Source organism: Ochrobactrum sp. WV_118_8 (genome assembly GCF_039631535.1).
Lineage (GTDB): Bacteria > Pseudomonadota > Alphaproteobacteria > Rhizobiales > Rhizobiaceae > Brucella > Brucella anthropi.
The window spans coordinates 1,745,818-1,772,208 of sequence record NZ_JBDIUZ010000001.1; the positions used below are offsets into that span (position 1 = coordinate 1,745,818).

Consider the following 26,391-nt stretch of genomic DNA (forward strand, 5'->3'; position numbering starts at 1 on the left):
CCGAGCAAGTTGCACCCGGTTTTTACCGCTCAGATCGGAAAAACTCCGTTTTCCTTCACACCAGCCTCATGCTCACAACAAAACGGCCCTCAGAGAGGGCCGTTCCGCTTGCTTGTTACTTCTTACGTGGCACTTTTGGCACCGACGATTTGGCCGCCGAGGACTTCGAGGAAGATTTCGGCGCCGGTTCGTCCTTGCCCGCCAGCACCTTCTCCTTCTCTGCCTTCTTCGGCGCAGCCTTCTTGCGTTGCAGCTGCTTCTTCTCAGCCGGAATATCCTTCTTCGGACTTACCGGCTTATCAGCCACGCTTTCCAGCGAAAGATCGGTCTTACCGTCCGGTTTCGTCACGACATCCACACGGACCGTGCCACCATGCTTGAGTTTTCCGAAGAGCACTTCATCAGCCAATGGCTTCTTGATGTGTTCCTGGATAACCCGGGCAAGCGGACGTGCACCCATGCGCTCGTCGTAACCCTTGTCAGCAAGCCAAGAGATTGCACCTTCGGTCAGTTCGAAGGTCACGCCGCGCTCAGCAAGCTGTGCTTCAAGCTGAAGCACAAACTTCTGCACAACCTGATGAATGACCGGAACCGGCAACGGACCGAACGGAATGATCGCATCCAGTCGGTTACGGAACTCAGGCGTGAACAAGCGGTTGATCGCTTCCATGTCATCGCCTTCGCGACGCGTGGAACCGAAGCCGATTGCTGCCTTCGCCATATCCGACGCACCGGCATTGGTGGTCATGATCAGGATCACATTGCGGAAGTCGATCTTCTTGCCGTTGTGATCGGTTAGCGAGCCATGATCCATTACCTGCAACAATATGTTGAACAGATCGGGGTGTGCCTTCTCGATTTCATCGAGCAACAGCACGCAATGCGGATGCTGATCGACGCCATCGGTCAGGAGTCCGCCCTGATCGAAGCCAACATAGCCGGGAGGCGCACCGATGAGTCGTGATACGGTGTGACGCTCCATATATTCCGACATATCGAAACGCAGGAGTTCCACGCCCAACGAACTTGCCAGCTGTTTGGCGACTTCCGTCTTGCCGACGCCGGTCGGGCCGGAGAACAGGTAAGAGCCGATTGGCTTGTCCGGTTCGCGCAATCCCGCACGGGCGAGCTTGATCGACGCTGACAGCGCTTCGATGGCCAGATCCTGACCGTAAACGACACGCTTCAGTTCAGCATCCAGATGCGAGAGAACCTGCTCATCATCCTTCGATACCGACTTCGGCGGAATACGGGCCATCGTTGCGATTGTCGCTTCGATTTCCTTCACACCGATGGTCTTCTTGCGCTTGTTCTCAGGCAGCAGCATCTGGCTGGCACCTGTTTCGTCAATCACATCAATTGCCTTGTCTGGCAATTTGCGATCCGAAATATAACGCGCAGAAAGTTCCACTGCCGTCTTGATGGCATCGACCGTGTACTTGACCTTATGGAAATCCTCGAAATAGGGCTTCAGCCCCTTCATGATTTCAATCGCATCCGGGATCGAAGGCTCATTGACATCTATCTTCTGGAAGCGACGCACCAAGGCACGGTCTTTCTCGAAGAACTGACGATATTCCTTATAGGTCGTCGATCCGATGCAGCGGATAGCCCCCGATGAAAGCGCCGGCTTCAACAGGTTCGATGCATCCATCGCGCCGCCAGAAGTGGCGCCCGCACCGATGACCGTATGAATCTCGTCGATGAACAGCACCGCACCCGGATACTCTTCGAGCTCCTTGACGACCTGCTTCAGACGCTCTTCGAAGTCACCGCGATAGCGGGTGCCAGCCAGAAGCGTACCCATGTCGAGCGAGAATATCGTCGCATCGGCAAGCGCTTCAGGCACCTGTCCTTCAACGATCCGCTTGGCAAGACCTTCGGCAATCGCAGTCTTGCCGACGCCGGGATCACCCACATAAAGCGGGTTGTTCTTCGAACGACGGCAAAGCACCTGAATGGTGCGGCTGATTTCGCTGTCACGACCGATCAGCGGATCGATACGCCCGGCCTTGGCTTTCTCATTCAGATTGACGCAATAGGCAGACAGGGCGTCCTGCTTCTTCTTGGCGCTTTCTTCCTGTTCTGTGCTGGTACGTTCTTCACTTGCGCTCTCTGCGCCGCGCGGCGGGCGAGTTTCGCTGTTCTGCGGGCGCTTGGAGATGCCATGCGAAATATAGTTCACGGCATCATAACGTGTCATCTGCTGCTCCTGGAGGAAATAGGCAGCATGACTTTCCCGTTCCGCAAAAATGGCAACCAGCACGTTGGCACCGGTTACTTCCTCACGGTTCGAGGATTGCACATGAATGACCGCGCGCTGAATGACGCGCTGGAAAGCGGCAGTTGGCTTGGAATCCTCGTCATAACCCGTGACGAGATTATCAAGTTCGCGATCAATATAGTCGGTAACGATACGTTTGAGATGCTCAAGGTCGACGCTGCAGGCACGCATCACTGCGCCCGCATCCTGATCGTCGATCAAGGCAAGCAAAAGATGTTCGAGCGTCGCATATTCGTGATGCCGCTCGTTTGCAATTGTGAGGGCTTGGTGCAGGGCCCTTTCAAGGCTTGGGGAGAACGATGGCATATGACCTCACTTTTTCTCCATCACGCATTGCAGCGGATGCTGGTTTTGGCGGGCGAAATCCATGACCTGGCTAACTTTGGTTTCGGCGACTTCGTATGTAAATACGCCGCACTCGCCGACCCCGTGATTGTGAACATGCAGCATGATGCGCGTGGCATCATCCTGGTTCTTCTGGAAAAACCGCTGCAGGACATGAACGACGAACTCCATGGGTGTGTAGTCGTCATTGAGGAGCAGGACACGGTAGAGGCTGGGCTTCTTGGTTTTCGGCTGTGTACGCGTAACTACAACGGTGCCGTTTTCCGGACCATTTCCGCCGTCAGTCTTGCTTTGCATGACTATATCGAGATGCCTCATGAAACCTATTACCCGGATGCCCATCTGCCTGACCCAACTTGCCCTATTATGTAGGTCGTCATGTGGTGATTTTAAGCCCTTCATTGGCACTTGCAACCGGGACTTATTGCAATAACGAGGCTTGACACAGTTATATGATGTCGTCCGAACGATAGGTCATGACAAAACAGCTCTATGTAAAATAGCCGGAGCACTTCGCTGCCAAATAATATAGGTACTAATAATTGGACCTAATAAACTCGACCCTATAAAAAGCGGAACACAAATTGCGGTTTCACGAATACGAAAAAAATACTAATTTTCTCACATAATCAAAACATTAATAAATGCATTAGGGCTACTAACAGAACATACTTTTTAAAACCCGCTCATTTCTAGAGGCTGCCTCTCCCCTTCCACCCAAACAAGGCAGCAGCAAAACTAAACTCGCGCAAGCGGGTTTTTTTGTGTTGTGACACCACTGCCTTCCCCTGATACGAACACAGCATTTCATTGACACATCTGCGTGAACGTTCGCAACGCACCGGGCCTGAACGGACTGTCAGCGTTATGGCTTCCTCAAAATTTTTCCGAAATTTATGAACAACACGGTTACCATAAACGGATTGGTAACGCTGATGGCAGTAGGATCACCGAATTAGACGCTGTGTGCCTTTTGTGTCGCAGTTCAAAAAATCCGGGATACAGGTAGGTCATCATCGTGCGTACCGCATTTAGTAAAGTCGCATATGCCTTGAAAAGAGCGGCGCAAGCCACCCTTCTTCTTGCAGTTGTAACGGGGTGTTCGACAGCTTCGACAACGATACCGGCGATAGCGGCTAGCGATAGATATGCAGCGATCGTGATCGATGCGAACACGGGCAAAACGCTGTTTGCCTCGAATGCGGATGCACAGCGCTATCCAGCTTCCCTCACCAAAATGATGACTCTGTATATGCTTTTCGAGGCAATGCAGGCAGGGCGTATGAACAAGGACACGCGTATCCCGGTGTCCGCCTATGCCGCCGCACGTCCGCCCACTAAAATCGGCTTCCGTTCGGGGCAAAGCATTCGTGCTGAAGATGCAGCGCTGGCCATGATCACAAAGTCGGCCAACGACGTGGCAACTGCCGTCGGCGAATATATCGGCGGCTCCGAAGAGCGCTTTGCGCAGATGATGACAGCAAAGGCTCGTCGTCTTGGCATGCGTAACACGACCTTCCGTAACGCATCGGGTCTGCCGAACATGGCACAGCATACGACTGCACGCGACATGGCGATTCTCAGCATCGCACTTCGCCAGCATTTCCCGAACGAATTCTCCTATTTCTCCCGCCGCAGCTTCGTTTTCCGCGGACAGACCATCAACGGTCACAACCGTTTGCTCGGTCGCGTTGAGGGCGTGGACGGCATCAAGACCGGCTACACCAATGCATCCGGTTACAATCTGGCCTCTTCAGTCAGTCTGGATGGCCGCAGGCTCGTAGCGGTGGTCATGGGCGGCAATACCGGTGCAAGCCGCGACGCCCATATGACTCAGCTCATCCGCAAATATCTTCCTATGGCAACGCGTAGCCGTAACGCTGCACCGCTCGTCGCCATGCGCAACGATGCACCGCAGGTCATTGCTTCGATCGATCTTCCCAAGGCCAAGAATGCCCCTGTTCCTGTAACCCGTCAGGTTGCAGCCGTGGACGACATCATCAACAACGAAAGCGGTGAAGGCGATAGCGACCAGCCTCAGGTTCTGGCACTTGCAGCACCGACCGCGCGTCCTGCTGCGCTGGCCGCACAGGCTGCGATCCGCCCCACACCGAAGGCCGCCGTCCCGTCTGCACAGGCTCAGGAAGTCGATCCGGTCACCACGGCATCCGCCCCTGCTGCCGGTGGCTGGGCTATCCAGATCGGCTCCCTCCCGAGCGAAGGTCAGGCACGGGACATGCTTGCCAAGGCTTCTGCCACGGCAGGTGGCACGCTGCGTGCGGCGTCGCCCTATACCGAGACCTTCAACAAGGGTAGCGCAACTTTCTACCGCGCCCGCTTTGTTGGCTTCTCCTCCAAGCAGGCTGCTTGGGATGCCTGCGCCTCGCTGAAGAAGAAAAACTTCGGCTGCTATGCAGTCGCGAACTAATCGATTGCGAGGGGTTCTGCCCCCTCGTTGCCAGCTTCAAACCCGAATTTGTAGTGCGTAGAGGGTTTCGAGATGTCAAATATGAGAGAAACTTTCGGCCAGCCGCCGTTCAAAACAGCCGACTGGACACAGGATGAAGGCAAGACTTCAGCTTTCGGTGCATTGTTCTCGGTGCAAGGCCTCAAGCAGGCTGCCCTGCGAATTGCCGATGTAAGGCGAGGCACCGGCTTTCAGACTAAAGATCTGGTCGGGCTGCTCGTCTCTCATGCAGCACGTAACAAGCGGTTGGTTCAACCACGGGCTTCCATGCGGATGACCCTGCCGGTGAATTTCGACCGAGTTTCTGTGCGCCTGACGATAGAAAACTGAATGAACACCAGATGAAATAAAAAAGGGCCTGCCGGTTAACCGGCAGGCCCTTTTTCATGAGTGTGTCAATCTTCAAAGCAACCCCAGCGCCGCGAGCTCCTGTCGCAATTCTGCAGGCAAGGCAGCCCTGCCCGCTTTACCAGCAGCCTCATCACGCGGAACTTCATTTTCAGCCAGATAGCGCCAACCCTGAAAGGCACGGCGTGGCTGCCACTCGGTCGGAATGACCTTGGGTTCGAGAACAAGGTGGCAGCGATTGATACCCTGCTCATCTGTAAATGGACGAACATCCAGCAGGCGCTGACGGCATTGGACGTTGCCCTTGATAACCCAGTAGAGCGAGCCACCTTCCAGCAGCTCATCGATCCGTTTCGGAACCATTCTCGTTGTGTGAAACTGTTCCGGCACCAAACCGGCCGCACGCTGTTCAGCGAGACGGAAATCGATCCAAGCCGCGAGATCTTCGATACTGTCGCAGCCGACACAAAGTTTGACGAGATTGAGAGCCATAGGGGTGATTTAGCCAAGACGAATGCGCGCTTCAAGCCTGAAGCATCGCATTCCGCCCAGAATTGCGAATCAACAGGCGACCACGTTGACGGCGAGACCGCCCTGACTGGTTTCCTTGTAACGCTCGCTCATATCGTGACCGGTCTGGCGCATTGTCTCAATACAAGCGTCGAGAGGTACAAAATGCTTGCCGTCGCCCTTTACAGCAAGTGACGCTGCGGTCACCGCCTTCACCGCACCAAGCGCGTTACGTTCAATGCACGGCACCTGCACAAGTCCGGCAACCGGGTCGCAGGTCATGCCAAGATGGTGTTCGAGCGCAATTTCAGCAGCATTTTCAATTTGCTCAGGCGATCCGCCAAGCACAGCGGCAAGACCCGCTGCCGCCATTGCCGATGCTGATCCTACTTCGCCCTGACAACCAACTTCCGCGCCAGAAATCGATGCGTTGTGCTTGATGACACCACCAATTGCGGCAGACGTCAGGAGAAAATCGCGAATGCCTTTCTCATCGGCATCATCATGAAAATGCAGATAATAGCGCAGAACCGCCGGTACAACGCCTGCAGCGCCATTTGTTGGTGCGGTGACTACCCGGCCACCGGACGCGTTTTCTTCATTGACTGCCATCGCGTAAACCGAAAGCCAGTCATTTGCCAGAAGCGGGTTGCTGCGATTGTTGCGCCAGTCATCCTGAAGCTTATCATGAAGCTGTCGCGCACGACGACGGACATTCAGGCCGCCCGGCATGACACCGTCCCGGCTCAGTCCACGCTCGATACAGCCACGCATGGCCCCCCAAATACGATCGAGACCATTATCCAGATCACCGCGTGCCATATGCTTTTCTTCATTGGCCCGCTTCATTTCGGCGATCGACAGCCCGCTGTCGTGGGCCATCTCAAGCATCTCAGCAGCACTACGGAACGGAAACGGCACATCAGCCTTGTCGTCCTGCTTTGCACCGCTGCGCTGAACGCGGCTCAGCTCTTCTTCGGTCACCACAAAGCCGCCACCGATGGAAAAGTATGCCCGACGCAAGAGAAGATTGTCATCGGCATCGAATGCAGAGAAAGCCATGCCGTTGGCGTGCCCCGGCAAAGGAGTCTTCCGATCCAGTACGAGATCGACCTTCGGATCGAAATGATAGGCCGGATGTCCTTCGGGTTTCACCTTCTTCTCGGTAAAAACCTTCTCAACTTCAACGTCCATAATGTCGGGATCAATCGTATCCGGCAGATGACCGCAGAGCCCCAGAATAACGGCTCGATCCGTCGCATGCCCGACGCCGGTATATGCAAGAGAGCCGTGCAGGCTCGCTTTCAACCGGTGGATTTTCGAATGCGCAGGCCGTGGCCAGTTTCCGCCTATAATTTCATTGAGAAACATGCGCGAAGCCGTCATCGGGCCCATCGTATGCGAACTGGAAGGCCCAATGCCAATCTTGTAAAGATCGAAAACCGACAGAAACATTCCACACCTTCTGCAGCCGTCATAAAGGCTGATTGATTCCTGATCGCAGCGTCGCCCGCGATTTGCCTGATCGTCCATTCTAGACAAAAATCGGCAAAAAGTCGCTAACGCAGAAACCGCGTATCTCTATCAGATAGTGTAGGAAAGGATCAACGCAAACGGAATGCCGAAATGCGGCATCAAATTTCCGGAATACGTAACGCCGCCTGACTTCTAGAGCATTTCCTGTTTTGTTTGATTCATTGGAAATGCTCTATCCGTTTGTTTTCACGCATGTCTTTATCCCGAAACCGGTTCCCACTTTCGGGAGACATGCTCTAGACGGAGAACAAATAGGCCATGAGGATGACAGCAGCGAGACCAACGACTGCCCAGAGCGTAACGCCCCAGCAGGATTTTTGAACGGTTTCGTCCATGGAGATTTTGGCAACCTTGTTGTGCAACTCTTTTACACAGCGTCCTTCACAACGCTGTTACCAATCATATAGCTTCGTGAACAACGGAACGCAACGGCGAAAAGCGACTGAATTGTGGCGATGAATTTTCAGGATTGAACATACGCTTCATGAAAGCTTTCTTTATCAATCAGTTACCAATAGATAACCTTAACAAAAGCTTTAAAGTGACGGCAGAAATGCGACATCAGGGTTGAGGTAGAAGCATATCTGTCTTGCCCGCCAACCAGTAAGCGGCAAGTCCTACCCACTCACGCATGGCCACGCTGAACCGCGAAAGCGCTTCATTCGGGGATTCGAGATAAAGGGCAAAACGCTCGCTGGCGCGCGTCTTGTAGTCTACCGGCCAGGCGACAATATCGAAATCCGCCTTGCGAAAGCAGCCAACGGATCGCGGCATATGATATGCGGAAGTCACCAGAAGCCACGTTTCGCCGGGCTTGGGCTGGGCCAGTTCTTTCGAGAAAATTGCATTCTCAACCGTGTTCCGAGACTTGTTTTCATAGATGTAACGTTCGCCGGAAAAGCCGAGATCTACCAGCATCTGCCGCGTGCTATCTGCCTCTTTGACGGATTCTTCGAAAAAGGCTCCATCACCTCCGGAAACAATAACCCTGGCGTCTGGATATAATCTCGCCAGCCGCATCGCTTCGAAAATGCGGTCGGCCGCGCTATTCAACTCGAAACCTTTGCGCCCGGCATTGATGTCGCCATTCATATAGCCGCCAAGAACAACAATCCCATCCACATGTTGTGGCATTGCATCCGGTTTCGGGAAACGATCTTCCAGCGGGGCAAGCAGAACAGAACCCAGTGTGGTGAAAGCCGCAAAAAACAGAATGGCGATAGACAACCCCAGCACACTCATACTGAGCCGTCGAGAACCTCGCCACATGGCCAGAAAAGCAATCAGGACAAGAACGAGAATTATCATAACAGGTTGGAAAAACAGCCAGAAAATCTTCGACAGACTAAAAAACAATCAAGCTCTCCAATATCCAGCCCTCGTTCCGTGCCCATGCCAGCACGAATCCGTGTGCGACCGCATACTATAGTGTTGCAAAAGCCTGTGTTAGAGATTTGCCGGGAATCGAAAAACGCCGGATAGCGCTATCCAGCCGGAAGGAACCATGTCTAACATCACGCCTCAGGATATTGCACCTTCGTCCCGTATTCGTCTCGGGCGCATCGATATTGCGCGTGGGATCGCGCTGATCGCCATGGCGATCTACCACTTTGGCTGGGATCTTGAGTTTTTCGGCTATATGGCGCCTGCCACAACTGCCCATGGGGGCTGGAAGCTTTTCGCCCGCTGTATTGCCTCAAGCTTCCTGTTTCTGGTCGGCTTCAGCCTCGTTCTGGCGCATGGCAACGGGATTCGCTGGAAATCAATGGCGAAACGTCTGGCACAGATCGTTATCGCTGCGGCCGCGATTTCAGCAGTCACATGGTATATGTCGCCGGACAGTTTCATCTTCTTCGGCATCCTTCACCAGATCGCTCTGGCAAGTGTGCTCGGTCTTCTTTTCCTGCGCCTGCCCGCCTTTGCAATATTGATCATTGCAGCGTTGGTCATCAGCGCCCCGCTTTACGCAAGCGCCGATATTTTCAACAATCCCGCGCTCAGCTGGGTCGGCCTTTCGACCGTGGCGCCGCGTTCGAACGATTATGTGCCGCTGTTTCCGTGGTTCGGAGCTGTCCTTATCGGCATGGCGGCGGCGCGCATGTTTCAGCGTTTTGGATGGCTTCAGCTCTTGGCTGGCGGGATCAAACCCCAGTTGCTTGAAAAGCCGCTGACATTTATCGGCAGGCATAGTCTGGCTTTTTATCTCATTCATCAGCCAGTTCTGATCGCGCTAGTTTATGTCTTCTCGCAACTGATGCCTCCGGCACAGCCAACACCGCGAGAAGCTTTCACGCAATCCTGTGTTGCTGCATGCCTGCAAAACGGAAGCGAACAGCTATGCCAGCAGTTCTGCGGCTGCGTCGTGACGGAACTGGATAAAGCGAAACTGTTCGATGATGTCTTCAGCGGCAAGATCGATCAGGAGAACAACAGCACGGTCCAGGATATTGCACAAATGTGCTCACCGGTGCCCGCTACCCGGTAAAACAGATCAGGTATTGACGCCCAGTTCGGCAAGACGCTCGATGCAGGATTCCTCGATCTGGTCGAGTTCGCCGAGTGTCTCCTCAATGTCGCGTCGCTTCTGGCGAAGATCGGCGCGTTTTTCCTCAACGCGCTTCATGAGCAGCTTCAGCTGCCCCGTCTCGCCGGGCGGCTCACGATACATCTGGATGATTTCGTGGATTTCGGCGATCGAAAAACCAAGCCGCTTGCCACGCAGAATCTGCTTCAGAAGATGACGGTCGGCGGGACGGAACAGTCGTGTGCGGCCACGTCTCACAGGAGCGATCAGGCCTTCATCTTCGTAGAAGCGCAAAGTACGGGTTGAAATACCGAACTCGCGCGTCAACTCTGTGATCGTATAATATTCGCGCACCACAACATTCCTGCCTTATATCAAGCGGACCAGCCTCTAAACCGAATTGAGTTCAGAGGCTAAGTTGTGCTCCCCCATTTACGTAAAAGTCAACATTAAACCGATGCGAACTAAAATACATCTAGCTACAATTTGGCCGAAAACCGGAATAATCAATTTCACTTACCGCCACAAACGGTGAAGGCTTTTCCAAAGGGTATTGAGCTGAAACCCCTTAATTTCCGCTGATTTCCCATGGATTGCGACTTGCCATCATATTGCCGCTCATGCGTTATGAACTTGCGGAAACCAGTTACAAATGGCGATTCATGCGGCGCTCTATAAAATTTACCTTGATCGGACTTGTCGTCATCGCTGTGATAGGCGCGGCCCCATTTGCCGTCGAACCAATTGTCGTGAGGATCGGAGAAGGTTCGATTCGTCAGCTCGCCAGAGACGGTAATTTCTGTCAGACAGAGCAATGCGACGAAGGCATGAATTACGCGCTTGGCTTTCTCGAAACCAATTATGCCCTGTCGCCTCACGACGTTAAATGGTGTATGGGCGTCGATGTCATTTCCCATTATGAGTTGCCATTCGGTAACGCATTGAAAAAGTCAATAACCGATCGAATGTACCAACGTTGTGGCGATCCGAAGCAAGATGAACCACCCGGCGATCATACGGATGAATAAAGGCGCTCTTCATGAAGCGATTTTTGCGCATTGGCGCCTGGATGATACTTCTGGCCATCCTTGCAGTTACGATCAGCCCGATTAAATTCCGCCCCGTGACAGGTGAGCCCGTCGATCTAGAGCGGTTTGCGGCTTTCTTTCTGGTCGGAGCCTTGTTCGCCCTCGCCTATCCTCGCCACTGGATGGGTGTTCTTCTGCTGACAGTCGGCTGCGCCGCACTTTTCGAACTGATGCAACGTTTGGCACCTGGGCGTCACGGCGAGTTCATAGACTTTGTTTTCAAGGCGGCCGGAGCCATATTTGGCATTGCTGTTGGCTATGGCCTCAGCCTTATGCGCCCTTTCCGGCAAGAAGGCTGATCAGGCAGCGGGAATAGCCTTCAGTCTGTCGCCTGCCGTTTCACGCATGAATTCCAGATGGATCGAACGTAGCAATGCGGCCAGATCGTCATTGGCAGCAGCAAATCGGCCGCCCCCGACAGCCTCGCACATGAGTGCTGATATTTCCGCAGCGCCCATACGCTTTCGCCCGGCAGCAACCGCCCGCCAAGCCTCGATGGCAACAATCAAGGGCGCATGCGTGGCATCGTTCAATCCGGAAGAGCGAAGAAGCGCAGCAAGGGCAGCAGGACGTCCGCCCGAAATAATCGCACAAATGCGCCTATCATCGAGCTCGGAAAGTGCGCCCAGCAAGCTGGCGAAGAAATCTATACGGCCTCCGGCAACAGCACGGATAACAAAACTGGTCGTGATTTCACCGCGCAGACGCAGATGTTCGACCAGCGCCGGGAGTTCTTCCTGTGAACAGTTTTCCGCCAGTTGCATTGAGGCACGAGCAGTCGCATCGCCTACAACCTTATCGGCGCGGCGTTGACCCAGAAGCAATTTCACCAGTGGAAGAGATTGGAGAACCTCTCCGACTTTCACTGCGAGTAGATGACGGCATTCAGCCGGAAGATGCGGATGGGCCAGCAAGGCTTCCCGTACGACAGCATCATGTCCGCAGCGCTCGCTGATGCGCCGAAACGAAACGGGGGCGATACGGGCGCAGCTGTTGAAGAGCATTTCAGCAACAGCTTCATTATTCCCGACTTCGGCGATTGCCGCCGCGACTGCGAAGGAAACATGCGGGCGCGCGGCAATCAAAACCTGCATCGATGGAGCGCTATAGGCCACACGATCAATCAGATCAGCGTCGCTAAGAAGCTTTGAGCGTGCAAGGATATATCCCGCCACCTCCGGTTGATCGCCTGCAAGCGCAGTTACGATATGCAAAGGCGAATGCACGCTGGTCGAAAGCACATCTGCAATAGCCATGCGAACTTTCGGGGAAGGATCATCAAGCAAAAGCGTCAATGCGGCTTCTGCACGTGCACGAACATGATCAGACTGAAGCTGGTCAATACATTGCCGGGCCAACTGAGCAGCACGGACAACGCGCGCAGCTACCGGCTCGCAGCCACCGACAAACGTATCTTTTTCGATATACATTCTGGCCCCGCTCCAGATCGTTCTTGTATTCGAAAATGATAAATTAAAATGGTTTACGAGCGGTTTACCATGTTTGTTAACCGCATTGTCGCAGCATGGAACCGAACGCGTTTTCACTCGTTTTATCGTCATCAATTCAACGGAGACTTCAAATGGCCGACGAAAAGATCACGAACGAAATCCAGCAGGCTCTCGAAAAGCAGATTGCCGATATGCGCACTGAACTGAAGCGCCTTTCAAAGTCGCTGGCGTCACATTCTGGCGAGCTGAGAGAACGCGCGGAGGACGTCATGGATGATGCGTCCGGTCGTTTCCGTCATGCCGCGCAGGCCGTGCGTGAACGCGGTCAGGTCGTTGCCGAAACGGTTCGCGAAAACCCAGGCACAGCCACGACCCTTTTCGGAACTGCCGGAATTATCGGTATTCTCATTGGTGTTGCCATCGGGTGCGCCATTTCTGATCGCCGCTGAACAGCAAGAACAGCCTGATACTTATGCCCGCGCTCAATGCGCGGGCTTTTGTTTGCACTCTTTACGAGACGGTTGTGGTCTGCTAGCTCCCGGTCATTGGCAGTTTGCCACCGGTCGCAGCCTACCCGGTCAAAACAAGGATGAGCGCAATCAAGCGCTGCAAGACTGCGACGTGGCTTGAAACAAAGGCACGCAAATGTCTGAAAAGACGATATATTCCGATCTCAAGCAGCTCGGCTCCAACGCTTCGATCCCACAAAATCCGGAAGATGCCATCCTTGAAAGGGTCGCAAATCCGCAAGCGGGAACGCCTTACTGTGTGCGCTTCACCGCACCTGAATTCACCTCGCTATGCCCAATGACGGGACAGCCAGACTTTGCGCATCTGGTCATCGACTATGTTCCCGGCCAGTGGCTGGTGGAAAGCAAATCTCTGAAACTGTTCCTGTTTTCCTTCCGCAATCACGGTGCATTTCACGAAGATTGCACGGTAACCATCGGCAAGCGCCTCGTCGAGCTGCTGGAGCCGGAATGGCTCAGGATCGGCGGCTACTGGTATCCACGTGGCGGTATACCCATCGACGTTTTCTTTCAGACCGGAGCGGCGCCGCAGAACGTCTGGATACCGGAACAAGGCGTGCCCAACTATCGTGGTAGAGGCTAGAGCATCTCCAGCAAAAGTGCGAAGCAATTTTGCGTAGGATAATGCGAAAACAAAGAGATCGAGCGGTTCCAGTGAACCCGTTTTAACTGGAACCGCTCCAGTTGATCGGAGTCGCTGTTGCGACTGAAGATCACGATCCCTATTATAGAAGCAGACCACATGGCCCCTGAAAGGACCCCCATGAAAAACTTCGCTATTCTGATTTCTCTGGCCGTTCTTGCCGGATGCGGGGGAGCTGGTAAGGCGGCCATGGATACAGGCAAGAGTTTTGATCGATTCGCCTGCATGTCGCGCAATTTCAAGGGCGAACCGCCCTGCCCGCAGCCGGAAGCTACAAACCAGAAGGCACAGTAAAACCAGAAAGGAGGCCTGTCATGGCTATCGAACCCAAGGACGTTCTCGATTTCTGGTTCTCGCCGAAGATGCGAGAAAACTGGTTCAGCAAAAGTGATGAGATCGACGCGGAAATTCGTGAGAAATTTCTGACGGCTTACGAAGATGCTCGCGCCGACAAGCTGGAACACTGGAAACAACAGCCCGAAAGTGCGCTTGCGCTCACCATTCTGTTCGACCAGTTTCCGCGCAATATGTTCCGTGGTTCACCGCGTTCTTTTGAAAGTGACGGGCTGGCCCGAGATGTGGCGGCGCAGGCGCTCGATCACGATTTCGACCGCAAACTATCGCCCGAACAACGCCAGTTCTTCTATCTGCCATTCATGCATAGTGAGCATCTGAGCGACCAGAAGCGCTGCGTCGATCTTTATGAAAGGCTCGGCGACGAGTTCTCGCTCGGTTTCGCCCGCCAGCATCACGATATCATCGAACGCTTTGGACGCTTTCCCCATCGCAATAAGGTGCTTGGTCGCGATACCACCCACGAGGAAACCGAGTTCCTCAAGGAACATACAGGCTTCTGAAATTCAGAGCGGATCCCGAAAAGTGTGAAACGGTTTTCGGTAAAGATGCGCGTTAAACAAATATCTAGAGCAGCCGATAAGGCAATATTCCGCGGCGGTCATGATCGACCGCCAATCTGCTTTTAAGCGGCGGAACGGCGCGCTGCACACATTCAGCGCGTTCGCAGATACGGCAGGAAACGCCAATCGGATCAAAGGCAGAGCGCACTGCTATGTCGAGCCCATCCGCATAGACAAAATCCTGCGCGTAGGCCACCTCACAGCCAAGGGCGATAGCGTAGCGCCGCTGAGGTGCATTGAATCCCCCCTCGCTCTTGGTCAGTTCTGTCGCAATGCAAAGATAGCGCGCACCATCCGGCGTTTCGGCAAGCTGCCGAATGATCCGTCCCGGCGTCTCGAATGCCTGATGCACATTCCATAGCGGGCACGCAGCACCATAGCGCGCAAATTGCAGCTTGGCAGCGCTGTGTCGCTTCGTGATGTTTCCAGCCCTGTCTATGCGAGCAAAAAACACCGGTACGCCCCGATGGCCGGAACGCTGCAAGGTGCTAAGCCGATGTGCAACCTGTTCCAGACTTGCCCCGAAACGCGATGCCAACAGCTCCAGATCATGGCGCAGCTCCTTGGCTGCTGAAAGGAATGTCTGATAGGGCAGCATCAGCGCCCCGGCGAAATAATTGCGCAAGCCGATCTTGCAAATTTCAACAGCCTCGGCAGAGCGAAAATCCGCTCGTCCAGCAATCGTGCTCACCAGTTCTTCCATTTCCAGTTCGGCGATCTGGAACGCGATCTGGAAACTGCGGGTTGAGGCGGGAGAATAGGGGTTGAGATAAAGCACACGTGCTGCAGGATCGAACCGACGCAGGACTGCCTCCTCCGGCCCGGCCCGCGCAATGTGCACACGGTGGTGCTCCGCCATATATTGCGGCAAGGCTACGCCGATGTCCCGACCCGGAATATTTAGCTCCGCTGCCAGCTTTTCTGCGGCAACATCAATCTCATGTACGTAATTGTCGATAAAATGGAAAAAGTCGCGAACTTCCTCATAAGGCGCAGGCTCCGCAGTAGACGGAGCGCGACCCAGCTGATTATCCAGACTTGCGAGCTGTTCGCTGTTGCGGCGATAGGCCTGATGGCAGGCGATCAGCGCATGAGTCAGCCCCGGCGCATTTTGCGTAATGAGCTTCAGTTCCTGCAGGTTCGGCTTGTAATTGTCGAAAACGGGGTCAGCCAGTGCCTCGGAAACAGCTGAAAGCAATCGATCATCATCACCCAGTGAAATGGCGCCTATATCGATCTGGTAGTTTTCAGCCAGCGCGAGCAAAACGGCTGCGGAAACAGGCCGCTGATTATTCTCGATCTGATTGAGATAACTCGTTGAAATACCGAGGCGTTCAGCAAAGCCCGACTGGGTTGCCTTATGTTGCTCGCGTATTTCGCGTATCTTTCTGCCGATATAAAGTTTTCTCGGTGCCATTTTCGCAAATTCGCATTTCGCTATTTGCAAATTTATATCTTACACAATCGCACCTTTTCAAGCTTTTCCAGAACGCCTTCCGATTTTAAGCAGGAAGGAGAAAAAGACTATCTTTTCAGTTTCATAACTCGCCTTCCAAAGGCCGCCCAAAAGTGGGGACTTTATGCAGGAACTTCTTGAGCAACTCGAAGCCCGTCGTACGGAAGCCCGCCTTGGCGGTGGTCAGCGCCGTATCGATGCCCAGCATGGCAAAGGCAAGCTTACTGCCCGCGAAAGGATCGAAGTGCTTCTCGACGAAGGATCGTTCGAGGAGTTCGATATGTATGTCACGCATCGCTGCACCGACTTCGGCATGGAAAAGCAGAAGGTCGCTGGCGACGGCGTCGTGACGGGCTGGGGCACGATCAACGGCCGGCAGGTTTATGTGTTCAGCCAGGATTTTACCGTTCTGGGCGGCTCATTGTCCGAAACCCATGCGCAGAAAATCTGCAAGATCATGGATATGGCCATGAAGAACGGCGCGCCGGTAATCGGCCTCAACGATTCCGGTGGTGCGCGCATTCAGGAAGGCGTCGCGTCACTCGCGGGCTATGCCGACGTGTTCAAGCGCAATGTGGATGCGTCTGGTGTGGTGCCACAGATCTCAGTCATTATGGGCCCTTGCGCAGGCGGCGCGGTCTATTCGCCAGCCATGACCGACTTCATCTTCATGGTGCGTGACAGCTCCTATATGTTCGTGACCGGCCCCGACGTGGTAAAAACCGTCACCAACGAAATTGTCACCGCAGAGGAACTGGGCGGCGCCTCGACCCACACCAGAAAGTCATCGGTCGCCGATGGCGCTTATGAGAACGATATTGAAGCGCTGGAACAGGTCCGCATTCTGTTCGACTTCCTGCCGCTCAACAATCGCGAGAAGCCGCCAGTACGCCCGGTATTCGATGATCCGGCCCGGCTCGAAATGCGGCTCGACACACTGATTCCAGATAGCGCCACCAAGCCCTACGATATGAAGGAGCTTATCCACGCACTGGCCGACGAAAGCGATTTCTTCGAAATTCAGGAATCTTTTGCGAAGAACATCATTACCGGCTTCATCCGTATGGATGGTCAGACTATCGGTGTCGTTGCAAACCAGCCCATGGTGCTTGCCGGTTGCCTCGATATCGATTCATCGCGCAAGGCTGCCCGGTTCGTTCGCTTTTGCGACGCCTTCAATATCCCGATCCTGACCCTTGTGGATGTTCCGGGCTTCCTGCCCGGCACGGCGCAAGAATATGGCGGCGTCATCAAGCACGGCGCAAAACTGCTCTTCGCTTATAGCCAGGCAACTGTTCCCATGGTCACGCTCATCACCCGCAAGGCCTATGGTGGCGCATATGATGTGATGGCCTCAAAACATATCGGTGCTGATATCAATTATGCCTGGCCGACGGCGGAAATCGCCGTGATGGGTGCCAAGGGTGCAACAGAAATTCTCTATCGTTCCGAGCTGGGTGATGTCGAAAAAATCGCCGGGCGCACGAAGGAATATGAGGAGCGTTTCGCCAATCCGTTCGTGGCCGCTGAACGTGGGTTCATCGACGAAGTCATCATGCCGCATTCCTCGCGTCGCCGCATTGCCCGCGCTTTTGCCAGCCTGCGCAACAAGCAGCAAAGCACGCCGTGGAAGAAGCACGACACCATCCCGCTGTGATCCCCCGGTTCATTTGAGTAAACGCACATGATCAAGAAAATTCTCATTGCCAATCGCGGCGAAATCGCATGCCGGGTCATCAAGACGGCGAAGAAAATGGGCATCGCAACGGTTGCTGTTTATTCCGACGCCGACCGCAATGCCCTGCATGTCAAAATGGCTGACGAAGCGGTCCACATCGGACCAGCGCCGTCCAATCAGTCCTATATCGTCATCGACAAGATTCTGGCTGCGATCAAGGAAACCGGCGCAGATGCCGTACATCCCGGCTACGGCTTTCTGTCGGAAAACCCGCGTTTTGCGGAAGCACTGAAGGCAGCCAATGTCACCTTCATTGGACCGCCGGTGAACGCAATTGAGGCCATGGGCGACAAGATCACCTCGAAGAAGCTGGCCGCGGAAGCAGGCGTATCCACCGTGCCGGGCCATATGGGTCTGATCGAGAATGCCGACGAAGCGGTGAAAATCGCAAGCATGATCGGCTATCCGGTGATGATCAAGGCGTCTGCCGGCGGCGGCGGTAAAGGTATGCGTATTGCGTGGAACGACGAGGAAGCCCGCGAAGGCTTTCAGCTGTCGCGCAACGAAGCCAAGGCCTCCTTCGGCGACGACCGCATTTTCATCGAAAAATTCGTCACCCAGCCGCGCCATATTGAAATTCAGGTTCTGGGTGACCAGCACGGCAATGTTGTCTATCTCGGCGAACGCGAATGTTCCATCCAGCGCCGTAATCAGAAGGTCATTGAAGAAGCACCTTCGCCATTCCTGGATGAAGCCACCCGCAAAGCCATGGGCGAGCAGGCAGTGGCTCTCGCAAAGGCCGTTGGCTATTATTCTGCAGGCACGGTGGAGTTCATCGTTGATGGCAGCCGCAACTTCTACTTCCTTGAAATGAATACGCGTTTGCAGGTTGAGCATCCGGTGACGGAGCTCATTACCGGCATCGACCTCGTGGAAGAAATGATCCGCGTTGCATCGGGTGAAAAGCTCCGTTTCGACCAGAGCGACGTGAAGCTCAACGGTTGGGCTATGGAAAGCCGCCTCTATGCGGAAGACCCATATCGCAACTTCCTGCCCTCTATCGGCAGGTTGACCCGCTATCGCCCACCAGCCGAAGGCCGCAATTCGGATGGTACGATCGTACGCAATGACACTGGCGTGTTCGAAGGCGGCGAAATTTCGATGTATTATGATCCGATGATCGCAAAGCTCTGCACCTGGGGGCCGGATCGCACCAGCGCCATCGATGCGATGGGAGATGCTCTGGACGCATTCGAGGTTGAAGGCATCGGTCACAACCTGCCCTTCCTGTCGGCAGTGATGGATCATCCGCGTTTCCGCGAAGGCGCGCTCACCACTGCATTCATTGCCGAGGAATATCCGGACGGCTTTGCCGGTGTCCCGGTTTCGGAAGATGATGCGCGGGTGCTTGCTGCGGTTGCTGCCCAGATCAATCTGGCGATCGAACAGCGCAACATGCAGATCTCCGGACGGATTTCCAGCGAAAAGCAATCGGTCGCGACTGATTGGGTGGCGACACTTGGCGGGTTCATCCTGCCGGTTCGCATTGTGGAAGGCGAAGGCGGAACGACGATCAATTTTGTGGATGGTGGTAGCCTGCCTGTTGCCACCGACTGGCATCCCGGTAGCCATCTGGGCTCATTCACCGTTGGCGGCAAGCCCATTGCAATCAAAGTTTCGCGCTCGGGCACTGGCTGGCGCCTGCGCTGGCGCGGCATGGATATGGTCGCTCACGTCCGCAAGCCACGTGTCGCAGAACTCGCAAAACTCATGCCGGTAAAGCTGCCACCAGATACGTCGAAAATGCTGCTCTGCCCGATGCCGGGCGTCATCACATCGATCCTCGTCAAGGATGGTGAAACTGTCGAAGCCGGTCAGCCACTGGCCACCGTAGAAGCCATGAAGATGGAAAACGTGCTGCGTGCGGAACGCCGTGCTACCGTAAAGCGCATCACAGCGGAGGCTGGCTCCAGCCTTGCCGTAGACGAACTGATTATGGAATTTGAGTGAGGTCGATATGAGCGAGCGCCCCACAACCCGAGCAGACTGGGAAGCATTGGCCGAGAAGGAACTGAAGCGGCCAGCTGACAGCCTCATTTGGCAAACGCCAGAAGGCATTGACGTCAAGCCGCTCTATACGGAAGATGACCTTCAAGGCATCGACCATCTGGGCACCCTGCCCGGCTTCGAGCCTTTCTTGCGCGGTCCTCGTGCGACCATGTATGCGGGTCGTCCGTGGACGATCCGGCAATATGCGGGATTTTCGACGGCAGAAGAATCCAACGCCTTCTATCGCAAGGCTCTCGCTGCCGGTCAGCAGGGCGTTTCGGTTGCCTTCGATCTTGCCACGCATCGCGGCTATGATAGCGACCATCCGCGTGTTGAAGGCGATGTGGGCAAGGCTGGCGTTGCCATCGATTCCGTCGAGGATATGAAGATCCTTTTCGACGGCATTCCGCTGGAAAAAATTTCCGTTTCCATGACCATGAACGGCGCGGTGATCCCGATCCTCGCCAATTTCATCGTGGCGGGCGAGGAACAGGGCGTGCCCCGCGCCCAGCTTTCCGGCACGATCCAGAACGACATCCTCAAGGAGTTCATGGTCCGCAACACCTATATCTATCCGCCAGAACCTTCCATGCGAATCATTGCGGATATTATCGCCTATACGGCAGCCGAAATGCCGAAGTTCAACTCGATTTCCATTTCCGGCTACCATATGCAGGAAGCGGGCGCGACGCTGGTTCAGGAACTGGCCTTTACGCTGGCCGATGGCCGCGAATATGTGCGTGCCGCCCTGAACAAGGGCCTGAATGTCGATGAATTTGCGGGACGACTGTCATTCTTCTTCGCCATCGGCATGAATTTCTTCATGGAAATCGCCAAGCTGCGCGCCGCGCGCCTGCTCTGGTCGCGCATCATGAAGGAATTCGATCCGAAGAAGCCCGGCTCGCTGATGCTACGCACGCATTGCCAGACTTCGGGCGTATCGCTTCAGGAACAGGATCCCTACAACAATATCGTCCGCACCGCATTCGAGGCCATGTCAGCTGCTCTTGGCGGTACGCAATCGCTGCACACCAATTCCTTCGATGAAGCCATTGCTTTGCCAACCGAATTTTCGGCTCGTATCGCTCGCAATACGCAGCTCATCCTCCAGAACGAAACCGGCGTAACCAAAGTGGTCGATCCGCTGGCAGGTTCTTATTACATCGAAAACCTCACCAACGAGCTGGCCGAAAAGGCCTGGGCGCTGATCGAGGAAGTCGAAGGTCTGGGCGGCATGACCAAGGCGGTCGAAAGCGGCCTTCCGAAGCGCCTCATCGAAGAAGCAGCGACCAAACGGCAGGCGGCGGTCGATAAGGGCGAAGAGATCATTGTCGGGGTCAACAAGTTCCGGCTGGAACAGGAAGACGAAATCGACATTCTGGAAATCGACAATTCGGCTGTTAGCCAGTCGCAAATTGCACGTCTCAATCGCATCAAGGAAACGCGCAACAAGGCAAAAGTCGAAGCAGCTCTGGCAGAACTGGAAAAAGTTGCAAAGACCGGCGAAGGCAATCTTCTCGCCGCCGCTGTTGAAGCCTCCCGTGCTCGCGCCAGCGTCGGAGAAATTTCCGACGCCATGCGCCGCGCATTCGGCGATCATGCTGCAGTTCCGAAGGTCGTCAAGAAGGTTTACGGCGCGGCCTATAAGGACGAGCCCGAATATCAGACGCTGGTTGAGCGGCTTGGCGATTTTTCAAAGCAGATCGGCAAAACGCCGAAAGTGATGGTGGCAAAGCTCGGCCAGGACGGCCATGATCGCGGTGCCAAAATCATTGCGTCAGCCTTCGGCGATATCGGCTTCGACATATTGGCCGGGCCACTGTTCCAGACGCCGGATGAAGCTGCCGATATGGCGATCAAGTCCAAGGTGCATGTTCTTGGAGTTTCGTCGCTAGCAGCCGGTCACAAGACACTTCTGCCTCAGCTTGTGGATACGCTCCGCAAGAAGGGTGCGGAAAATATCATTGTCGTCTGTGGTGGCGTCGTTCCCCGTCAGGATTATCAGTATCTGTTCGACCACGGTGTGGCGGCGGTTTTCGGCCCCGGCTCGAATGTGCTTGATTGTGCCCGCGCCGTGCTCGACCTGATGGAGGGCAAACGTCGTAATCTGTAGTATTCTCAGATGGATATGCCCTTTACAGGACTCACTTTCTGAACAACTTTAGAAGCCGGGTGAATAGCCCGGCTTCTTGCGTGGAGCATTTCCAGCAAAAGTGCGAAGTGTCTACGCAGGGAAATCAGTTCACTGGACTGATTTCTGATCCCGCTTCGATGCGTCAGATAATGCGACGAAACAAATACTCAGAACGGTTCCAGCGACTCCGTTTTAACCGAAACCGCTCTAGAACCATCATTCAGTTTTTCGGTCCGGCAAAACCGGCAATCGTGGAACTGGTAACCGAGACCGGATCGCTGGCCGGGAACGTATCTTCCAAGCCCTCTTCAAGCTGGCGCTCCAGCTCTGCCCGGTCACCAGCGCGGCGCGCGCTGGGGCGTGTCAACAGGTTTTCAGGCTGAATGCCGCATTCCATACATGCAACGCCCAGCGCTTCGCCGAGCTTGATCGCGGCACGACGTATCACTTCATCGCGCGCAAGTTCCGCTTCCGTCTCGTTCTCAACCTTGACAGTGATCTTCTCTTCACCCTCGGTGACGAACTCCACCATATAGAGCTTGAATCCCCCAACCGAACTGATGCGGGTTTCGACAATTTCCATCGCTTGACCTCCGCGTTTTCTATGAGGATCAAACGTCGACCAGCGCCTGAAAGTTCCGCATATCTATGCAATTACGGAACCGCGCCCCTCCATCAAGCGTTTCTCGCCTGTCGTCTGGAGGTTGCGATGTCACAGTTCTTCACAAAGCTCAGCGAAAAAGCCGCCGAACTTGCAGGCCATTATCTGGCATTCGGGCTGGCAACCTTGTTCATCCTGTTATGGGGCATTAGCGGGCCTTTCTTTGACTTCTCGGATACTTGGCAACTGGTGGTGAATACATCGACCACAGTCATCACATTCCTGATGGTGTTCCTTATCCAGAACGCACAGGATCGCGAAGCAAGCGCGACACAGGCAAAACTCGATGAAATTTTGACCATCGTCTCAACAGCCAGGAGTGAGACCATAGGTGCGGAACACCTTCCTCTCGACAAGCTGAAGGCAATCTTGAAGCACCTTGAAGAGCAAAGCAAAAAAACCTCGACCGAAGAACCAGAATAAGCAACCCGATCTTTCCGGTGGAATGTTCACGCCTATATCCCCTCCGGAGAATTCTTATCATTAGCAGAAAGGATGTCCCATGGCCGTCACCAAGAAGCAGGAAGCTCGCGCTCTCAATGCCGACGAAAAAGAGCTAGTGGAAAAGTCGCACCATCCTTTTTTGCAGAACGTCCCCGACGAAGAACTTTCTCATCTGGCGAAACTGATCCGCGAACGCCGCAAGAAGGCGAAAGATCAGGCCCACCAGCGCAGGCGCGAAGTGCGCGGAAAGGGAGCCGCTCGTGGCGCGACACCCTCCAAGGCGGATGAAGGTTCACATCTGAAAGTTTCCGTTCTGGCTATGGCGGTGCGTCGCATCAACACCGAAGTTGAACGCCGTCGTCGCATGTCAGCCAGCGCCGAACTGATCGCCAATGCCCGAAAAGCGCTTGCGACCAAGGAAGCAAACGAAAAGAAAGGCAAGGATTTCAACACGCGTCATGCGCTGAACGGCATGCGTAACATCCCGAACGAGAAATACGACAGCCTTGTCCGCCCTGCAGAGCGTGGACGACTCCGTAAGGCCGCAAGTGTCGCTCAGGCGAAGAAGGACACTCGCCAGAAAGACGCGGGTTAGAGCATTTCCAACGCCGTCTTTCGGGAGGGGGGTGCGAAAGCCCGGTCCAGACGTTTCAATTGATCTTCGGAAAGCCGCAAGTCTGCGGCTTTTCTGTTATCCCGCACATGATGCAGGTTGGACGACTTTGGAATTGCTATGACATTGCCGCTGCGCATTACCCACGCAAGCGCAATTGAGGCTGGCGTTCCTCCCGTCTCGCTTGCAATTTCCGCCAGTACGGAATTGCCCAGCAATCGACCTTGCTCGATAGGCGAATAAGCCATCAGCGGAATCTTACGCCCGGCACACCATGGCATCAGATCAAATTCTGGGCCGCGCCGCGTCAGATTGTAAAGTATCTGGTTCGTTGCAACGGCATTGCCGCCAGCTATACCGACGAGTTCTTTCATGTCATCCGCATCGAAATTGCTGACGCCCCAGCTCACTATCTTTCCAGCATGCTGTAATTCATCGAACGCCGCGACAGTCTCCTCAAGCGGATATCGCCCACGCCAATGCAGCAAATACAGATCAATGTGATCCGTGCGAAGGCGCTGCAGGCTCCTCTCGCAGGCCTCGATTGTGCCCTTCCAGGACGCATTGAACGGCAATACCTTGCTGACGAGAAACACATCATCGCGACGGCCCGTAATGGCTTCGCCAACAACGTCTTCCGCCTCTCCATCAGCATACATTTCCGCCGTATCGATCAGCGTCATCCCGAGATCGATGCCGCTTCTCAGTGCTTCGATTTCATAGCGGCGTTGCGTGCTGTCCTCACCCATATACCAGGTGCCCTGCCCGAGCGCTGGAACCGTCTGGCCCGAAGGCAGGGTGATCTGTGATATGGTTCCCGTCATTGCATCTTCCCCTATGAAACGATCATTGCCATGATCGCTACATAGCCGGAAAATTCAAGACCTTGAGAACAAGGGCTCAAGCAAAATGCAGACCGAAACCCTGCATGAGCCTGCGGATGGCATAGTCCGGATTGCGGGATGTCACGACCGCCAGATCGTTGTGATGATGCAGCTCTTCATCGGCGCGGCGTGGTTTCAGCAGCGAGACGGTACGCCGGGCGATCGCTTCCGCAGGATCGAGCCAGTCAACCGGCCATGGCGCAAGACGGCGAAACACATTGGCAAGGAACGGATAGTGCGTGCAGGCCAGCACGACAATGTCGGTCCGGTTACCATCCTGCTCAATGAAGCAGGGAGCGATCTGTTCCACGACCAGCGCCTCGTCGATCTTTTCGCCGCGAATATGGGCTTCCGCTACTGTCGCAAGCTGATCGGCACCAACGAGACGAACATGGCACTGGGTGGCGAAAGATTGAATGAGATCGCGCGTATAAGCACGCCTGACGGTACCGGGGGTCGCCAGCACGGAAACAAGCCCCGACGATGTTCTTTCGGCAGCGGGCTTGATTGCTGGCACTGTGCCGACAAACGGCACCGAAGGATAGGCTTGCCGCAAATCATCCAGCACCAGCGTGGAGGCCGTATTGCAGGCAATGACCGCGATCTCGGGGTCATAGGTGGCAATGAGCTTGCCGAACAGCTCGACAATCCTCTCCCTCAACGCATCCTCTTCCCATCCGCCATAGGGAAACCCGGCATCGTCGGCAACGTAGACAAAGCGGCGATCCGGCATAAGCACCCGCGCTTCGCGCAAAACCGTCAGGCCTCCGATACCGCTGTCGAAAACCAAAATAGGTCTTTCGACATCGGCAGAAGGCATGGCGGCAAAGCTTACAGCGGGTGCGTTTTTCATTCGTCCTCGTCCTTCATTGCCGGAGCCTCGCTCGCAGGCTTACGCGCACGTCCTTCCGGGGCACCGGAACCGCGTGGTTTCTTCGGCGTGAACACGTCAAGCGACGTGACAACACCGCGCAGCAACTTGAGTTCTGCGGATGCGAAACCAGCACGCGTCAACACGGCGCGCAGATTGTTGACCATGATTTCCTTGCGGGCTTCCGGACGGAAATATCCCCGAACATCAAGGGCTTCTTCGAGATGATTGAAGAGCCCCTGCAACTCCTGTTTTGGCGCCATCTCAAGCTCCGGCCCGCGGAACACGGTCTCCGTTTCCGTCTCAAGGCCCGACTTCATCCATTCATAGGACATCAGCAAAACGGCCTGAGCGATATTCAGCGATGCGAAAGCCGGATTGACCGGAAACGTCACCAGTTCATCCGCAAGACCGACCTCTTCATTGCTGAGACCGAAGCGTTCACGGCCAAACAGGATGCCGGTCTTCTCACCAGTCCGGAAACGACGGCGCAGTTCGCCCCCCGCTTCCACGGCGCTGCGAACCTGCTTGAAGCCATCACGTTCACGTGCCGTCGTCGCATAGACGAAATTGAGATCGGCGATAGCGGACGGCAAATCGTCATAGACGACCGCATTGTCGATCACATGATCGGCCTTGCTGGCTGCCGCCCTCGCCTTTTCGCTCGGAAATTCCTCACGCGGATTGACCAGACGCAGTTCAGCCAGACCAAAATTCGCCATGGCGCGCGCCACCATGCCGATATTTTCCGGCAATTGCGGCTCCACCAGCACGATTGCCGGTCCTTCCGCTATAAAGGGGCGCTGTTTATCTGTTCCTGCCATGATCTCTTCCGCATTAGCTATCGTATCGTGGCGTTTCCCTTACATAATTGACGCAGAATCGCAAAGATTCCCCTTACGTGTTTTAGGGAAAAGCCTGTGTAGTAGCCCGATAACACCTATTTGCTGCCCATTCA

26 protein-coding genes are annotated in these 26,391 nt (G+C 54.8%); 14 read left to right on the plus strand and 12 right to left on the minus strand.

Annotated elements, in window-relative coordinates; translation table 11 throughout:
* Positions 1-115: 115 nt before the first annotated feature.
* The gene (clpA, locus tag ABDF71_RS08375; protein WP_479884217.1) at positions 116-2,590 is read right to left on the minus strand and encodes an ATP-dependent Clp protease ATP-binding subunit ClpA; all 2,475 of its coding nucleotides are present in this window, start codon (positions 2,588-2,590) and stop codon (positions 116-118) included.
* 6 nt (positions 2,591-2,596) lie between these two features.
* Complete coding sequence (clpS, locus tag ABDF71_RS08380; RefSeq protein ID WP_061346484.1) at positions 2,597-2,926, minus strand: ATP-dependent Clp protease adapter ClpS; 330 nt, start codon at positions 2,924-2,926, stop codon at positions 2,597-2,599.
* A gap of 721 nt (positions 2,927-3,647) precedes the next feature.
* Here clpS and ABDF71_RS08385 point away from each other — a divergent pair.
* On the plus strand, positions 3,648-5,057 hold the full coding sequence (locus tag ABDF71_RS08385; RefSeq protein ID WP_437260069.1) for an SPOR domain-containing protein: 1,410 nt from the start codon (positions 3,648-3,650) through the stop codon (positions 5,055-5,057).
* 72 nt (positions 5,058-5,129) lie between these two features.
* Positions 5,130-5,426 (plus strand): hypothetical protein, encoded by a 297-nt coding sequence (locus ABDF71_RS08390; protein ID WP_010659966.1) that lies wholly within the window; start codon positions 5,130-5,132, stop codon positions 5,424-5,426.
* Positions 5,427-5,498: 72 nt separating this feature from the next.
* Here the strand turns inward: ABDF71_RS08390 and ABDF71_RS08395 are convergent, their stop codons facing one another.
* The 3 genes from ABDF71_RS08395 to ABDF71_RS08405 form a co-directional block, all read right to left on the minus strand.
* The gene (locus ABDF71_RS08395; protein WP_010659965.1) at positions 5,499-5,936 is read right to left on the minus strand and encodes a DUF1489 family protein; all 438 of its coding nucleotides are present in this window, start codon (positions 5,934-5,936) and stop codon (positions 5,499-5,501) included.
* Positions 5,937-6,005: 69 nt separating this feature from the next.
* Positions 6,006-7,409, minus strand: coding sequence for an L-serine ammonia-lyase (locus ABDF71_RS08400; protein ID WP_437260068.1), 1,404 nt, complete (start codon positions 7,407-7,409; stop codon positions 6,006-6,008).
* A 642-nt stretch (positions 7,410-8,051) separates the two neighbouring features.
* Positions 8,052-8,846, minus strand: coding sequence for a YdcF family protein (locus tag ABDF71_RS08405; RefSeq protein WP_029924646.1), 795 nt, complete (start codon positions 8,844-8,846; stop codon positions 8,052-8,054).
* 148 nt (positions 8,847-8,994) lie between these two features.
* On the opposite strand from ABDF71_RS08405, the gene ABDF71_RS08410 reads away from it, so the two are divergent.
* On the plus strand, positions 8,995-9,975 hold the full coding sequence (locus ABDF71_RS08410) for a heparan-alpha-glucosaminide N-acetyltransferase (RefSeq protein ID WP_500061467.1): 981 nt from the start codon (positions 8,995-8,997) through the stop codon (positions 9,973-9,975).
* 6 nt (positions 9,976-9,981) lie between these two features.
* Here the strand turns inward: ABDF71_RS08410 and ABDF71_RS08415 are convergent, their stop codons facing one another.
* Positions 9,982-10,368 carry a MerR family transcriptional regulator gene (locus ABDF71_RS08415; RefSeq protein ID WP_010659960.1) on the minus strand — a complete coding sequence of 129 codons (387 nt, stop codon included), beginning with the start codon at positions 10,366-10,368 and terminating at the stop codon, positions 9,982-9,984.
* Between the two features lie 308 nt (positions 10,369-10,676).
* Between ABDF71_RS08415 and ABDF71_RS08420 the strand changes: the two genes are divergently transcribed.
* Both ABDF71_RS08420 and ABDF71_RS08425 read left to right on the plus strand, forming a co-directional pair.
* Complete coding sequence (locus ABDF71_RS08420; protein WP_010659959.1) at positions 10,677-11,042, plus strand: hypothetical protein; 366 nt, start codon at positions 10,677-10,679, stop codon at positions 11,040-11,042.
* Positions 11,043-11,053: 11 nt separating this feature from the next.
* Positions 11,054-11,401 (plus strand): VanZ family protein, encoded by a 348-nt coding sequence (locus ABDF71_RS08425; RefSeq protein ID WP_010659958.1) that lies wholly within the window; start codon positions 11,054-11,056, stop codon positions 11,399-11,401.
* Here the strand turns inward: ABDF71_RS08425 and ABDF71_RS08430 are convergent, their stop codons facing one another.
* Positions 11,402-12,532 carry a DUF2336 domain-containing protein gene (locus tag ABDF71_RS08430; protein WP_437260067.1) on the minus strand — a complete coding sequence of 377 codons (1,131 nt, stop codon included), beginning with the start codon at positions 12,530-12,532 and terminating at the stop codon, positions 11,402-11,404.
* 152 nt (positions 12,533-12,684) lie between these two features.
* Between ABDF71_RS08430 and ABDF71_RS08435 the strand changes: the two genes are divergently transcribed.
* The 4 genes from ABDF71_RS08435 to ABDF71_RS08450 all read left to right on the plus strand — a co-directional run bounded on the left by ABDF71_RS08435 (position 12,685) and on the right by ABDF71_RS08450 (position 14,583).
* The gene (locus ABDF71_RS08435) at positions 12,685-13,002 is read left to right on the plus strand and encodes an ElaB/YgaM/YqjD family protein (protein WP_012091935.1); all 318 of its coding nucleotides are present in this window, start codon (positions 12,685-12,687) and stop codon (positions 13,000-13,002) included.
* A 196-nt stretch (positions 13,003-13,198) separates the two neighbouring features.
* On the plus strand, positions 13,199-13,666 hold the full coding sequence (queF, locus tag ABDF71_RS08440; RefSeq protein WP_012091934.1) for a preQ(1) synthase: 468 nt from the start codon (positions 13,199-13,201) through the stop codon (positions 13,664-13,666).
* Positions 13,667-13,846: 180 nt separating this feature from the next.
* Entirely contained in the window at positions 13,847-14,020 is a 174-nt protein-coding gene (locus ABDF71_RS08445) for a hypothetical protein (RefSeq protein WP_010659953.1), read from the plus strand.
* A 20-nt stretch (positions 14,021-14,040) separates the two neighbouring features.
* Positions 14,041-14,583 (plus strand): DUF924 family protein, encoded by a 543-nt coding sequence (locus ABDF71_RS08450; protein ID WP_010659952.1) that lies wholly within the window; start codon positions 14,041-14,043, stop codon positions 14,581-14,583.
* A 64-nt stretch (positions 14,584-14,647) separates the two neighbouring features.
* Here ABDF71_RS08450 and ABDF71_RS08455 read toward each other — a convergent pair whose 3' ends face one another.
* Positions 14,648-16,060 (minus strand): helix-turn-helix domain-containing protein, encoded by a 1,413-nt coding sequence (locus ABDF71_RS08455; protein ID WP_437260066.1) that lies wholly within the window; start codon positions 16,058-16,060, stop codon positions 14,648-14,650.
* A gap of 163 nt (positions 16,061-16,223) precedes the next feature.
* Here ABDF71_RS08455 and ABDF71_RS08460 point away from each other — a divergent pair, with 163 nt between their 5' ends.
* The 3 genes from ABDF71_RS08460 to scpA are packed head-to-tail and all read left to right on the plus strand — an operon-like array spanning position 16,224 to position 21,939.
* On the plus strand, positions 16,224-17,756 hold the full coding sequence (locus ABDF71_RS08460) for an acyl-CoA carboxylase subunit beta (RefSeq protein WP_151663018.1): 1,533 nt from the start codon (positions 16,224-16,226) through the stop codon (positions 17,754-17,756).
* 27 nt (positions 17,757-17,783) lie between these two features.
* Positions 17,784-19,787, plus strand: a complete 2,004-nt coding sequence (locus ABDF71_RS08465) for an acetyl-CoA carboxylase biotin carboxylase subunit (RefSeq protein WP_437260065.1) — start codon at positions 17,784-17,786, stop codon at positions 19,785-19,787.
* A 7-nt stretch (positions 19,788-19,794) separates the two neighbouring features.
* A complete protein-coding gene (gene scpA / locus ABDF71_RS08470) occupies positions 19,795-21,939 on the plus strand; it encodes a methylmalonyl-CoA mutase (protein WP_500061468.1) in 2,145 nt (714 codons plus the stop codon).
* A 241-nt stretch (positions 21,940-22,180) separates the two neighbouring features.
* On the opposite strand, the gene ABDF71_RS08475 is transcribed toward scpA, so the two are convergent.
* On the minus strand, positions 22,181-22,543 hold the full coding sequence (locus ABDF71_RS08475; protein ID WP_342060398.1) for a hypothetical protein: 363 nt from the start codon (positions 22,541-22,543) through the stop codon (positions 22,181-22,183).
* Between the two features lie 126 nt (positions 22,544-22,669).
* On the opposite strand from ABDF71_RS08475, the gene ABDF71_RS08480 reads away from it, so the two are divergent.
* Together ABDF71_RS08480 and ABDF71_RS08485 are read left to right on the plus strand one after the other, a co-directional pair.
* Positions 22,670-23,044 (plus strand): low affinity iron permease family protein, encoded by a 375-nt coding sequence (locus ABDF71_RS08480; protein WP_010659946.1) that lies wholly within the window; start codon positions 22,670-22,672, stop codon positions 23,042-23,044.
* 79 nt (positions 23,045-23,123) lie between these two features.
* Positions 23,124-23,660: a hypothetical protein gene (locus ABDF71_RS08485; RefSeq protein WP_010659945.1), complete on the plus strand. Its 537-nt coding sequence runs from the start codon at positions 23,124-23,126 to the stop codon at positions 23,658-23,660.
* On the opposite strand, the gene ABDF71_RS08490 is transcribed toward ABDF71_RS08485, so the two are convergent.
* The 3 genes from ABDF71_RS08490 to ABDF71_RS08500 all read right to left on the minus strand — a co-directional run bounded on the left by ABDF71_RS08490 (position 23,657) and on the right by ABDF71_RS08500 (position 26,257).
* The gene (locus ABDF71_RS08490) at positions 23,657-24,502 is read right to left on the minus strand and encodes an aldo/keto reductase (RefSeq protein ID WP_437260064.1); all 846 of its coding nucleotides are present in this window, start codon (positions 24,500-24,502) and stop codon (positions 23,657-23,659) included. The genes ABDF71_RS08485 and ABDF71_RS08490 overlap by 4 nt on opposite strands.
* A 76-nt stretch (positions 24,503-24,578) precedes the next feature.
* A complete protein-coding gene (gene murI / locus ABDF71_RS08495; protein WP_500061469.1) occupies positions 24,579-25,415 on the minus strand; it encodes a glutamate racemase in 837 nt (278 codons plus the stop codon).
* Positions 25,412-26,257, minus strand: coding sequence for an RNA methyltransferase (locus tag ABDF71_RS08500; protein ID WP_010659942.1), 846 nt, complete (start codon positions 26,255-26,257; stop codon positions 25,412-25,414). Before ABDF71_RS08500 ends, murI begins: the two co-directional genes overlap by 4 nt.
* Positions 26,258-26,391: the final 134 nt, after the last annotated feature.

What these genes read in the sequence shown, in the direction of transcription:
- clpA (WP_479884217.1), bottom strand. Translation starts at nt 2,590, where the DNA reads ATGCCATCGTTCTCCCCAAGCCTTGAAAGGGCCCTGCACCAAGCCCTC.
- clpS (WP_061346484.1), bottom strand. Translation starts at nt 2,926, where the DNA reads ATGCAAAGCAAGACTGACGGCGGAAATGGTCCGGAAAACGGCACCGTT.
- ABDF71_RS08390 (WP_010659966.1), top strand. Translation starts at nt 5,130, where the DNA reads ATGTCAAATATGAGAGAAACTTTCGGCCAGCCGCCGTTCAAAACAGCC.
- ABDF71_RS08395 (WP_010659965.1), bottom strand. Translation starts at nt 5,936, where the DNA reads ATGGCTCTCAATCTCGTCAAACTTTGTGTCGGCTGCGACAGTATCGAA.
- ABDF71_RS08400 (WP_437260068.1), bottom strand. Translation starts at nt 7,409, where the DNA reads ATGTTTCTGTCGGTTTTCGATCTTTACAAGATTGGCATTGGGCCTTCC.
- ABDF71_RS08410 (WP_500061467.1), top strand. Translation starts at nt 8,995, where the DNA reads ATGTCTAACATCACGCCTCAGGATATTGCACCTTCGTCCCGTATTCGT.
- ABDF71_RS08420 (WP_010659959.1), top strand. Translation starts at nt 10,677, where the DNA reads ATGCGGCGCTCTATAAAATTTACCTTGATCGGACTTGTCGTCATCGCT.
- ABDF71_RS08425 (WP_010659958.1), top strand. Translation starts at nt 11,054, where the DNA reads ATGAAGCGATTTTTGCGCATTGGCGCCTGGATGATACTTCTGGCCATC.
- ABDF71_RS08430 (WP_437260067.1), bottom strand. Translation starts at nt 12,532, where the DNA reads ATGTATATCGAAAAAGATACGTTTGTCGGTGGCTGCGAGCCGGTAGCT.
- ABDF71_RS08435 (WP_012091935.1), top strand. Translation starts at nt 12,685, where the DNA reads ATGGCCGACGAAAAGATCACGAACGAAATCCAGCAGGCTCTCGAAAAG.
- queF (WP_012091934.1), top strand. Translation starts at nt 13,199, where the DNA reads ATGTCTGAAAAGACGATATATTCCGATCTCAAGCAGCTCGGCTCCAAC.
- ABDF71_RS08445 (WP_010659953.1), top strand. Translation starts at nt 13,847, where the DNA reads ATGAAAAACTTCGCTATTCTGATTTCTCTGGCCGTTCTTGCCGGATGC.
- ABDF71_RS08450 (WP_010659952.1), top strand. Translation starts at nt 14,041, where the DNA reads ATGGCTATCGAACCCAAGGACGTTCTCGATTTCTGGTTCTCGCCGAAG.
- ABDF71_RS08455 (WP_437260066.1), bottom strand. Translation starts at nt 16,060, where the DNA reads ATGGCACCGAGAAAACTTTATATCGGCAGAAAGATACGCGAAATACGC.
- ABDF71_RS08460 (WP_151663018.1), top strand. Translation starts at nt 16,224, where the DNA reads ATGCAGGAACTTCTTGAGCAACTCGAAGCCCGTCGTACGGAAGCCCGC.
- ABDF71_RS08465 (WP_437260065.1), top strand. Translation starts at nt 17,784, where the DNA reads ATGATCAAGAAAATTCTCATTGCCAATCGCGGCGAAATCGCATGCCGG.
- scpA (WP_500061468.1), top strand. Translation starts at nt 19,795, where the DNA reads ATGAGCGAGCGCCCCACAACCCGAGCAGACTGGGAAGCATTGGCCGAG.
- ABDF71_RS08475 (WP_342060398.1), bottom strand. Translation starts at nt 22,543, where the DNA reads ATGGAAATTGTCGAAACCCGCATCAGTTCGGTTGGGGGATTCAAGCTC.
- ABDF71_RS08480 (WP_010659946.1), top strand. Translation starts at nt 22,670, where the DNA reads ATGTCACAGTTCTTCACAAAGCTCAGCGAAAAAGCCGCCGAACTTGCA.
- ABDF71_RS08485 (WP_010659945.1), top strand. Translation starts at nt 23,124, where the DNA reads ATGGCCGTCACCAAGAAGCAGGAAGCTCGCGCTCTCAATGCCGACGAA.
- ABDF71_RS08490 (WP_437260064.1), bottom strand. Translation starts at nt 24,502, where the DNA reads ATGACGGGAACCATATCACAGATCACCCTGCCTTCGGGCCAGACGGTT.
- murI (WP_500061469.1), bottom strand. Translation starts at nt 25,415, where the DNA reads ATGAAAAACGCACCCGCTGTAAGCTTTGCCGCCATGCCTTCTGCCGAT.
- ABDF71_RS08500 (WP_010659942.1), bottom strand. Translation starts at nt 26,257, where the DNA reads ATGGCAGGAACAGATAAACAGCGCCCCTTTATAGCGGAAGGACCGGCA.